This window comes from Candidatus Methanodesulfokora washburnensis, from assembly GCF_003947435.1.
Lineage (GTDB): Archaea > Korarchaeota > Korarchaeia > Korarchaeales > Korarchaeaceae > Methanodesulfokora > Methanodesulfokora washburnensis.
The window spans coordinates 1-11,473 of sequence record NZ_RCOS01000079.1 but is presented as its reverse complement, the minus strand read 5'-3'; the positions used below and the strand labels follow the sequence as shown (position 1 = coordinate 11,473).

Annotated in this window: 8 protein-coding genes; 4 read left to right on the top strand and 4 right to left on the bottom strand. The window is 40.5% G+C overall.

Annotated features, from left to right (window positions below):
* A partial coding sequence (locus D6D85_RS16220) for a hypothetical protein (RefSeq protein ID WP_161969724.1) occupies window positions 1-322 on the top strand: 322 nt, incomplete at its 5' end.
* Window positions 323-442: 120 nt separating this feature from the next.
* Here D6D85_RS16220 and D6D85_RS06580 read toward each other — a convergent pair.
* Together D6D85_RS06580 and D6D85_RS06575 are read right to left on the bottom strand one after the other, a co-directional pair.
* A complete protein-coding gene (locus tag D6D85_RS06580) occupies window positions 443-1,030 on the bottom strand; it encodes a hypothetical protein (RefSeq protein ID WP_125671281.1) in 588 nt (195 codons plus the stop codon).
* Window positions 1,031-1,081: 51 nt separating this feature from the next.
* Window positions 1,082-2,683, bottom strand: coding sequence for a GmrSD restriction endonuclease domain-containing protein (locus D6D85_RS06575; RefSeq protein WP_161969723.1), 1,602 nt, complete (start codon window positions 2,681-2,683; stop codon window positions 1,082-1,084).
* Window positions 2,684-3,047: 364 nt separating this feature from the next.
* On the opposite strand from D6D85_RS06575, the gene D6D85_RS06570 reads away from it, so the two are divergent.
* Window positions 3,048-3,389 carry a hypothetical protein gene (locus D6D85_RS06570; RefSeq protein ID WP_125671279.1) on the top strand — a complete coding sequence of 114 codons (342 nt, stop codon included), beginning with the start codon at window positions 3,048-3,050 and terminating at the stop codon, window positions 3,387-3,389.
* A gap of 560 nt (window positions 3,390-3,949) precedes the next feature.
* Window positions 3,950-6,889: an HsdM family class I SAM-dependent methyltransferase gene (locus D6D85_RS06565; RefSeq protein WP_125671278.1), complete on the top strand. Its 2,940-nt coding sequence runs from the start codon at window positions 3,950-3,952 to the stop codon at window positions 6,887-6,889.
* A 446-nt stretch (window positions 6,890-7,335) separates the two neighbouring features.
* Here D6D85_RS06565 and D6D85_RS06560 read toward each other — a convergent pair whose 3' ends face one another.
* A complete protein-coding gene (locus D6D85_RS06560) occupies window positions 7,336-9,843 on the bottom strand; it encodes an Ig-like domain-containing protein (protein WP_125671277.1) in 2,508 nt (835 codons plus the stop codon).
* Window positions 9,844-10,014: 171 nt separating this feature from the next.
* On the opposite strand from D6D85_RS06560, the gene D6D85_RS06555 reads away from it, so the two are divergent.
* Window positions 10,015-10,635: a hypothetical protein gene (locus tag D6D85_RS06555; RefSeq protein ID WP_125671276.1), complete on the top strand. Its 621-nt coding sequence runs from the start codon at window positions 10,015-10,017 to the stop codon at window positions 10,633-10,635.
* Between the two features lie 305 nt (window positions 10,636-10,940).
* Here the strand turns inward: D6D85_RS06555 and D6D85_RS06550 are convergent.
* Window positions 10,941-11,473 (bottom strand): nucleoside recognition domain-containing protein (locus D6D85_RS06550; RefSeq protein ID WP_133308295.1); only part of this gene is annotated, 533 nt, incomplete at its 5' end.

The window sequence follows — 11,473 nt, the reverse complement described above, 5'->3', positions numbered from 1 at the left end:
AAAAAGGTGCATAAAGGAGGAGCTTGGAGAGGAGATAGAGATGAAAGATGTGCTGTTTTTAATGTTTGGTGTGAGGCTGGATAACCTTCTCCCTCAGGCCTTGGGAATGGTGAGGCTAAAATCAAAATCATCAGATATTAGCTCCGTAAAGGCGAAAGATGGATGGGAAGGGAGAAATTTCTTTGAGGATTTTACGATAAGCAATTTAAAGAGATATTTTGAGGAATCTTACCTCATCTCTGATACCGCCAAGTTGACAATTCTCTTGGCTCTAATCCATGAATATGGATTAGAAAATATAGAAAGGAAATTTAAATCTTGACAGCTTGATTTAAGGAGAGAATCCTCCTTATCACCACGATTATGGTGTCCCATTCTATTGGACTATTGCAAATAGCTGTATCTCCATCCCCGTCCTCTTTCTTGCTACCTTAATTTCTTGCTACCTTAAAATAATAGATTCTACCTTTCCTATCCAGGCATATTCCTCAAGCCTCCTCCAATTCCTAACCATCATTCCATAGATATTAATTTCACCTATTTTAAAACTTCCCAGCTTTCTCCTGAGGAAACACCATCTAAGAGCTCTAGATAACTTCCTAGGATGATAAAGCTCCCTAACTTCCAAGATCTCTAAGCCCTCTATATCACCATATAGGACAGCAGCGTCAACATAATGGCCCGATTTCATCAATTCTTTTACTCGATTATTGCTAAGATCCTTACATACTCTAACTATGGATTTTGCTATTTTGCAATCTATAAGTAGTGCTGGAGGAAGAACGAGGAGATCATAGTGCTCCAGCGATTCAGCCAACCCCTCTTCATTAACTGCTATACCGAAATAAGGGCTGAAATAGCCGATAATACATGAACTTAGGAGCCTCCATATGTCAGCGATTAGATTAATTAGGCCCCTCAGTAAAACGATCCACTTAACCAAGTCGAGAAGCATATGTAGTATGTACACCACATCTGAAGGTGTGACAGATAGCTGAATCACAACCTCTTGACCCATTCTTCTCATCATGTTCTAGCCTCTTCTAAGCGGGACCGTAGCATCGATCAGCATCTCTTCACCCTAACTATAAAATTCTGGATATAGACTCCTCATATACCTTGTTAGCTCATCGGCGATTATCTCCGATCTCCTGTCCAGGAACTCCCTGTAATGATCCACTTCCCAAAGCCTTTCATCTATCGGTATTAACTGCTTTGAGAGCTCCTCCTCGCTTATTTTATATTTTTTAATATAGATATATGGCTCGTCCCTGAGCCTCTTATTTGTCCCAGGATTGATGAAGGCTATGTTAGCTAATGCTTCTTGTTCGTCTTTTCTGTAGCCCTTCTCCCTTAGGATATTTTTCGGGAAGAAGTGGTGTACCTCGATTGTGAAATCCCTATTTATCTCATCTGGCTCCAGATATCCCAGCCTTTTCTTTGAAAACCAATCCTTAGCTTCTTTCTTATAGACTACGAGGTATAAAAGTAATTTTAGAAATCTTCCCTCACCTTGGTAGTGGACTGAATTTCTCACGGCATCTTTGGATAGTTCCGCCTCTATTTCCCTCGGATCTATGTCACTATGCAGTTCTTCTATCGCTTTTTCAAAACTGTCCGCCTTATGGATGATATTTACGTCCTCCTGCAAGCTAGTTTCAGCAGACCCACTATACCTCCCCCGTTTTAGTGCTAAAAGGAAGAAGTGAAACGCTTTATTGAAGTCATGTTGATCCGGGAATTTATGATACAGGTAAATCAACGGTATTATCGTGTTTTTGGCATAAATTAGCTCCGAATTTAGGACACCCACGTTTCTTAAATCCTGAATCAGCTCTCTCATACTCCGTTTGAATCCGGAAAAAGCCTTATCTAATACTCCTTTTTCATTTCTCAGGAACTCATCACTAACATTCTTTAGCACTGCTTTATTCTCTCCAATTGTAGTTATCGCACGGATTATCAGCGTGGGATCAAAATAGAATCCGTTGTCCTCAAGATCGTCCAGATACCTCATGAATTTTTCTCTAATCCACTTCTTATCTTTATTATATACAGCTATGTATGCTAAGGTGACGTCTGATTGCTTTACCCGAGTTCCTGCGCTATTAATTCTCTCGAATATGGTTGCGATGTCCTCTAGCTTGGCTTTCACTTTAATCACAGGAATTCCGATATTCTGTATATCCCAAACTCTCTTTATGTTACTATATATCTTTGTAAATTCTTCACTTTTGTTCATCTTCCTCGATATTTCCTCGGCGAGTTTACTCAAGCCTTCATCTTTTTCTTCAGAGAAAATTTCGCGTGGATTTATCCATGCTGGATCTTTTTTAATGCCAGGATACTCAAGTGCTACTTCTAGGCTCAAAACATTTATTTTTATTTTGTACTTGCTAAGTAGCTCGTTCCATTCAGTATTATCCATCCAATATGGCTTTTTTGACATAATCAAGCATAGCGACACGATCCTCTGCTGGCCGTCAACTATCCAATCTTTACGTTTTTCATCGAACGTGTGCTTACCGGATTTATAATCGCTCAGATCCCATATCAGCAAGGAGCCTATGGGATAACCCTTAATTAACGAGTCCAAGAGATCTTTAACCTGGTCTTTAGTCCAGACAAACTCCCTCTGAAATTCTGGGATGTCTAACTCTCCACTCACCACTTCTTCAACCAATCTGTAGATTTTTATTATATTTGGCTCTGGTTCATGGATCGCCATAGACCACCCTCAAGAAGTAGGCACATTTCATTTAAAAATATTCGCAAGATCATTACTCAAGATCTTCATCATTCCTTAGCTTTCATTATGAGTGCATTACAATCACCGGTGCGAGGTACTTGATCCTAGATTTTCAAGAATTCTGAATTTCATAACTATATTCGTCTCAAATAATTCTAATTTTTTCCTCAAGATAGAGCCACAATAAAGTCAGGAAGGCTACTTAGGCAAAGTAAAAGAGCTGAAGGAAGATGCTTACCTGGTCTCGATCATATATATGGCTAATGTTTAAATAAATGTGGAAGGGCTAACTATTCCGATGAGCGAGATTCTGAAAGTTATTTTAGCAAATTTGTTTTCAGCCAGAAATGAGGAAGAGGAAATGATAAGGCTCGGAAACTTAATAGCATTGATGAATGCACTGGGAATAGATGTAAAAGAGGAAGCCGAGAATTATTCTGAGCTGAGAAGGCTGAAAAGCTTGGGAAAATCAAACTTAAGAGGAGCTCCTAAATGGGCTGCTGATGCATCGGTGTTGCAATCTAAGATTTTAGCATCTGTTTTAGCTAAAATAGGAAGAGAAAGACCTGAAATACTGAAAGGGGAAGAAGTAAAAGAGATAAACTTTGCTGATTTCGTAAAAAAGGAGAAGAAGGACTAGGTTATCGAAGTACAGGAATATCCGGAAGGTTTTTCCCCAAGGAGTGTCTTGCGCACACGCAGCACTCAAACTTTTTCCAGGTAATAGCATCCTTTGTCCTAGTGATCACCTCGACTTACTTCAGTAGCAAGATGTACAGAAGTCTTGCTCGTCAATATCCCTCCCCAGTCTGTCATACCTCATCATCTTGAGCTTGGAATATCCGGTCTTAAGCCTGAGATACTGGGACTGAAGCTAATGATACATTTCTCGGAACCTTTAATATTTACCTTTGAACGGCTGTCTCCATCAGTAAGAAGCTAATGAATTAATGAAGAATGTCAGAACATCGGATTCTATCATAAATGAGATGAAAGATAATCCAAGAGAGTCCAATAAATTACTAAGTTTCCTCCATTCATCTCCTTTAAATTTAAAGCGGTACAGTTTAGACAGATAGTAAATTTTATTAGGTTTCTCGTAGATGAGTGTTATGATGAACATTCTCGAGTATATTTCTAATATTCGTCTTGCTGAATCATTTAATTCAATAAGTACTAGCTGTAGGGGGATGATTTATTTTGCCCGAGAGACCAACTGAAAAAACATATGTCGGTGAGCTTGTCCCAGTTATAAAGGAGATCGGAAAGAATTTGGGATTCGATGCAGAAGTGTACCTAGGAACGCCTTCCGGCGAGCCTGATGTTCTTCTAAAGTATAATAATAGAACAGTTGCTATAATCGAGGTAAAAAGACCTGAGATCTCGCTAAGCGATCCAGAAGCTAACAACCAAGCTCTGAGATATGCAGAGTGGTATAGAAAGGAAAAGAATGTAAAGTTCTATGGACTTCATAACATGAAATATCTAAAGCTTTTCAAGTATACAGAGAATGAGGAGTGGGTTCCGGCAACCGATTTTCCCTTTCCAATAATACCGGACGCCAAATCAATAGCCGAATACAAGCGAATATCAACTGACAACAGTGCCAGAGATTACCTAACGCAATTTCTTGTGAGATTCAGGGAAATGCTTGAAGGTAGGACTCTCGATTTAAGTAGGGATGTTATAGAGAAACTTAGAAGACTCATAGAGAGCAGTGCGTCAAAGGGAAGGGAACAGCTTCTAGGTAAGTACCGAGAAGATGAAAATATACGCAGCTTGGTGGAGAGCTGGCTAAGAGAAAGGGGATTTGAAAAACCAAAAAACGATAATGAGCTACGGAAATATCTAGATCTCATGCTTAAGGAGCAGATATATACTTTTACTATCAAGTTATTGTTTTATCTCGTCCTTCAGAGCCTCGATCCTGAAATGGCAAGAAAACTCAAAGAGAACATCACGCCATTAAAAGAGTCAAAAGATGAGACCTTCTTTAGGATAATGGCTAAAGAACTCTTTGACTATGCAATTGCTAGGACAGGAGACTTTGATGAAGTGTTTGGCTCTAACACAGTTGATAAACTTCCCTTTATGCCAGCATCTTTATCGGATCTAAATGAGATAGTAGAGTATCTGGATCAGATAAGATGGAGCGAGGTAAGCGTAGATGTGATTGGAAGGATTTTTGAAAACCTGATACATGAGGAGAGAAGACATCTCTTAGGGCAGCACTATACTGATACGAGGATAGTTGATCTAATTCTTGTGGGGGTGTTTAGAAAGAGTAGAAAACCTGAAAAATTGATAGATCCAGCATGCGGATCAGGAACGTTTCTTGTAAGGGCAATAAACTATTGGAGGATGAGATATTCCGAGAATTTCTATGATCTTATAGAGGGGTGTGATATAGATAAGCTTGCATCAATGCTTTCAAAAATAAATGTATATATCCAAGCTCTCGAAGCTGTAAAAAGTGGATACAAGTATATACCTAGAATACAACATGGAGACTTCTTTAAGCTAGAACTGAGACCGGATTATATGTATGTGGTCGCAAATCCACCTTATACAAGGCAGGAGGAGATGGTGATGGCCTACTATGACAGAAACTATAAGAAAACTCTCAGAAGCAATGTGAGCGACCTAGAGGGATGGAGTGAAAAAGCATCGATATACGCCTACTTTTTAGTTAGAGGGGGGAAGCTTCTAAGAGAAGAGGGCAAGTTGGGATTTATAGTCGAGAACTCATGGCTTAACGCTGAATATGGTGGTCCTCTGAAGAGATGGTTATTTGATAACTTTAATGTGGATTATATAATCGAATCTCTCGTGGAGAGGTGGTTCGAGGAAGCCAAAGTAATGACAAACATAATCATAGCTGAAAGGAGGCCAAGCTCACAGGATCAGATGATAAGATTCATATACCTGAAAAAACCATTAGATGTTCTCATAAACGGTCCTCCACCAACTAAGGACTACACAGCCTCGCAGAGGTATTATGAGGAAATAGAGAAGATATTTTCTGAAGCTGATAACTGTACCCCTACTGCAGATTATACCATCCATGAGACAGACAGAATGAGGATTGTCGCGTGTAGAAAGAGGCTTATCGACATTATAGAAGGAAAGCTGGGGAGATTAAACGTTTTAAAAGGACCAAAACAGTATCTAGATCTTGTTTTTAAATTTCTCGAGGAAGAAGAGGATAGACTAGTGCTTCTCAAGGAGGTGATGAATGTTAAGCGTGGCATAACAACAAATGCAAATGAGATATTTTATCTACCCTCTAAGTTCTGGAGATTTCTTTCCGAGACCCCTGATAAGTTGCTTCTGGCTGGAGAAAATAGGAGAGTGGAGATAAGCAAAAGATATCTACGCAGGCTGATAAGACCTGATCATCTGGAGAACTCAATGTATGCTGTTGAAGATCTCCCCTCCAGAAAGAGGGAAGATTATGTACTCTGGGTTCAGGATGTACAGAAAGTTGATGATCCAGGTACCATGGAGTACATTGAATGGGCTGCTAATATCATAAGAGAGGAATATAAAACAAGTGGAGGAAGAAAATATCCAACGATTTATAAAGAGCTTAATAAACCAGATTGGCTTAAATTGCCCTCAAAATCTGGAGGGATACTTCTCTTCAGAAGTGCTGTGCATAGGAACTATAGTATATGGCTTAATAAAATACCAAGCGCTTGGATAGACAAAAGATTATATGTTGGTTATCTGAGAAATAGTTATAAGGATAAGCTCAAGCCAGAAGTGTTGTTTAGCGTGGCAAACTCAGTCCTCACTTATATTGGTATGGAGCTTATGGGAAGGACCAATTTAGGAGAAGGTGCCCTAGATATTGCAACCGTGGATTATGAGGTTATCCCTATAATTGATCCACTCAAGCTTCAGGCATATTTGGAGGAGAAAGATCTTCTGAATGAATTCGTTGAAAAAGTAAACAGATTTCTCTCAACAAGGCCTCAAAACATAGAAAGAGAAGTTTCGAGAGCAGATCGTATGGAGATAGAGAAATACACCTTAGGCTACCTTGGTCTCAGGGACGATGAGATAAAATCTCTGTATAGAGAGTTGCTTATGCTTGTGGATCTTAGAACACAAAAAGCAAGCAGAATCCTGCGATGATAAAGGGATTATATAAATCCAATAAGGAGATGCTCCTACATGGAGAAGACAGCGATAAAATTCCTGTATAAAGAGCTTTGATCCAGCTCACATACTTTTCGATCTGGGCATATATCTAGCTGATGAGGATCTGGCAAGAGGGATCAGGAACGTATGAGTTTTACAACAACTGGATTTTAAAACTGCCCCAAGTTTTGCTAACCAAAAGAAGGGTTTATTAAATTTTTATTTAAAGCGCATTTTACAGAAGCATGTGAGAGCATGACGTACTGGATCTTTGTCACAGATCATATGAACTGGGATATAATTCTGAAGGAAGGGATATATGGCCTCCCTGAAAAAAGGGAGAAACTGATGAAGATTTTGCGACATAAGAGAAGTCTCTCAATATCTCTAATAAAGTTGACTTATAACATTGTTTTAGCGCTATTCATAAAAAAGGGGAGTTATATCCTCGCTACCTCGGATATCTCCTCCATGTCTACATCTCCATTCCCATTTACATCCATCCATTTTATTATTGCATATGAATTGAATAATGGGTTCTTGGATAGCCAGAGCAGTGCTGCTTTAGTTCCATATCTATGTGTTCCCATAACATACATGGCCTCACCTTTAATCAGGATAAGCGCATAGTCAACATGTCTCCATTCGCTCCTGTAGATAGATCTATTTATCTTCATATAGTCCCTTCCAAAGCTTACTCCGGATTTTTCTGCTGCAGAAATGCTGTTTGGATTGGCAAGAGGACCTCCAACAACTACGCAGGCTGCACATTTAGAGGCAAGCGAGGCATGCGGAAAGTAAAGTTTAACGAGCCCAACATCCACACCAGTGGCATTAAAGGGAGGGGAGCTCTGAAGTATTAGAAGGCTCTTCGGAGGAGTCTGCTTTGAGGGCGCTGTAGAAATTGCACGGGCTCTTTGATTTACCAGTCGATTTACCTCATTCCATATTTCTGAGTAGAATTTGTCGTCTATTGGGAATCCCCATTCCTTAAATTGCGGCCTTAGGTCAGCTCCAGTTGCAGCACTTAGGGCAGCGACGAACACAGTAGCTTGTTTAGCATCGGAATCTATTGTGAATGTGAAAGGCACATCCCTTGGGAGAAAGAGGGAGTAGAATCTGTATAGGCTATCATAGCCGTATTTCGTGCAGATAACGTCGATCATTTCGTCAAGAACATCCGGAGTCATTTCATCATAATGTGCGCCATTTTTCATGTATTTATCAAGGCTTGGGGTTGAACCAAAGTGCCATAAGGACATTATAGTGGTCATAACATGATCTGAAATGTTTAACATTGAAGAACGCTCCTTCATCATCTTCGCTGCGTACATACCTAAAGCTGTAGCTAATCCCTCGACATACACAAATGTATGATCGGCACCCCCAAAGAAGAATTGACCAGGCTTAGTTCCCTCGCCGAGAAAATCATGACCCATTTCATGAAAGTAAACGCCCCATTGCGGAGATCCAGAGCCATAAGCAATTATCATACAGCTGTTATGGACAGGTTTGTCTACATCAGTTCCGAGCCTTATCGGATTTCCTGATAATCCGCATGGTACTGTTCCATCAGCTCCATGGCCCGGGTCGTTCACCAGAAACAGAGTATTTCCACCATAGGGTACAACACCAGTGGCCTCGGATTCAAGCTCGTAAGCTATGTCTGTTATTCTAACTATGTCATAATCTCTGAAGATTTTCTGGTAATCGAATCCTTGGATTGGTTGCTCAGGAACATAGAATACTATGTGTTTTCCCGGCAGAGCTTTGAGAGTTATACCAAGGTTGTCCCTTGTAACCCTTACAACAGCAACATTGGGCACAGGAATGCCATCTGCCTTTGCAGAAATGTATGGTGTTTCTCCAAATGTCTTGGGTGGTCTTATAGCAGTAACTAAGCCAGAATTATCCACTGTAGCCACACTTGGATTGCTGCTGGAGAACTCTATTGTTTTTGGGGAAATTTTGTTTCCATATGCATCATAAACCTGCACCGAGAGCTTCCCAGTCGGGTTGCCAGAAGGAGATAAAAGGAGAATTGGAGGCAATAGGACAGCGCTTCCAACAGCAACATCAACATGGTTGCTGCTTATTATTCCATCAACTTTTGCAGTGATCCAGCAACGACCAAACCTTCCGACAGCTGGTCGAACCTCTCCAGTATCTGAAACATACACCATTGAAGGATAATCGACAAAGAATTTGACGGAGGAAAAGGGAATCTCTTTCCCCCTTGCATCTTTTACGCTGATAGAAAGCTTTCCACTCGGAGTTGAATTTGAAAGAGCTAGCCGTGACGGGCTGATTAGGACTTCTGAGGCTACACCCGAGCTTGGAATATCGGATAAGAGCTGACAAAACGCATATGAGTCTGCTCCATCGTAACCACCACGATCGTCGGAGGCAGAGACTTCCCAGTTGAAGCGAGATGCATCCCCAATTTGGCTCCTTTTCACCATTATAGAGATAGTATTGTTGTCGATGAAGACTGGACACTGACCGCCGTCCGGACGCTGCCCTATAGGATCAACCCAGCCCTGCCAGTGGCCATCGTAAAAAGCCACTCTTATATTATACTCGCTCCCGACAAAAGTGTGTTTCTGTCCAGTACTTGGGTTTAAATCTGTATCGATCATCCAAAGATAAACAACCACACCATTTCCAGGGTCAAGCGGGATTGTGGACTTAACCTTCATCTCAAACTGAAGCGTGTCCAAGTTTATTTGACGTATATCAGCATAAACTATGTCAATATACCCATACTGATCAGGTACATCGCCCATGCTGTCGGAGACCGAGGAGATAACAGGATTAAACAACGATGAAGCAGGAGAAGCAGATACTACAGAACTGCCTTCCTCTTTTAGCAATCCCTTAACAAATAACTGATGAGGAAAAACTATTATTAAGATCAGCAGAACTCCTTTTAACACCTTCCCAGGCATACTAGACCGATAAAGGAGAAATATTTAAGGTTTTTTATATACAACAAGATATATACAGAACTTATGAAGTATTTTTAGGAGAAAAAGTGCTTTTCACGAGGATAGCTACGTATCTCACATAAAGTTTAAAAGGTCAGATTGGGCTGGTTCAGGTATTAGAGGTGGGTAGAAGTGAAGGATGAGCTGAGCATTTTTCTAAGTGTTATAGTCTCGTTCATCTGTGCATTTATTCCATATTTCCTTAATTATCTTACACTTCCCTTTGCAATAATCACTTTTCTCCTACTTCTCATTGCCTTAACAACTACATACTCAAGTTATCGACTTAACAATAAAATAAATAAAATCGATAATAGAATGAATAAAATTGAAATAGCCACTAAAAGAAGCGCCTTAGTCCTCAATGTTATAGTTGAGGGCTTCATCAAGATACAAAGGCTCTCTCGGACCAAACAGATTTCCATAGCTCAATTCGTCAATACCTTCTGTGAGGGAATCGAAGGAGTTTTTTCCATCATAACGAAAGACTATTTCTCCACCCATTCAAGCAATCCCTCTGAAGTGGAAAGAAGAAAACGAGATCTTTTAGAAAAAGCCCATTTAAGAACAATATCATACGAAGAGGGACAGGAATTACAAAATCTGCTGGAGAAGCAGAGGAGACAACATGAAGCAAGCGGGGATATTGATGGAGCTATTCTTGCCGGTTTGCTTATTTTGTTTTTATTGGGTGTTCTAGCGGCTTTGTTTGGCGGGGAAGGGGGAGAGAAAAAAGAAGATAGAAATAAATGAATGATGATAGAAATTCTAGGGGAGATCTACTTTTAAAAATTTCTTTTTTGAACTAGGAATTTCCAAGTTTGATCCTTAGGCTCGTAGCGGGCATATGCATATCCAAATAGCCTTTATCTCTTTTTCTCTTCCATCCTTTGGAAGAGCAGGGCTTCAGCCCCGGCTAAATTCAGGTTTGAAGGCATTATGTCCGTCTATCCCAGTTTTTGTTATCACCTCTGATGCACTTTTGCCCTCCACACGGAGTCGTAAACGGTCTTCTCCAGCTCCGAAAGGTTATAATCTTAGAAAGACTAAAGCCATAATTAGCCAAATAATAAGGCAAAGATCTGATATGAGAAGAAGGCAAGCAGATAAGCAACTAAAAGCTCGTATACGATAACTAAAAGCAGGTATTTTGCTGATCTCAGCTCCTTAAGAAGAACAGCTGCTGTGGCCATGCACGGAAGATAGAAGTTCATCATGACAGAGAGGGATACTATCTCAGCAGGCCCTAAAATTGACCTTATTGCTGCAACTGGATCCTCATACCCTGTTATCGTGTTTATTGTGCCCAAAACTCCTTCCTTTGCAAGGAACCCTGAGAGAAGGGCAAGGGATGCCTTCCAGTCTGAAAGGCCTATTGGAGATGTGATCAGCGAGATGTACCTGCCTATAATAGCCCCTATGGAGCTGCTGTAATCAGTGGTGTAGCCAGCTGGCCCTATGTGAAGGAGGAACCAGAATATTATCACCATCGGAAATATTATCACACCAGCCTTCCTCAGGAAGTGCATCGTGTTCACCCTGGTGTACCACCATATCACCCTGAGAGAAGGCACATGGTAAGGCGGTATCT

Coding starts and splice junctions, on each gene's coding strand:
- D6D85_RS06580 (WP_125671281.1), bottom strand. CDS start 1,030: ATGATGAGAAGAATGGGTCAAGAGGTTGTGATTCAGCTATCTGTCACA.
- D6D85_RS06570 (WP_125671279.1), top strand. CDS start 3,048: ATGAGCGAGATTCTGAAAGTTATTTTAGCAAATTTGTTTTCAGCCAGA.
- D6D85_RS06560 (WP_125671277.1), bottom strand. CDS start 9,843: ATGCCTGGGAAGGTGTTAAAAGGAGTTCTGCTGATCTTAATAATAGTT.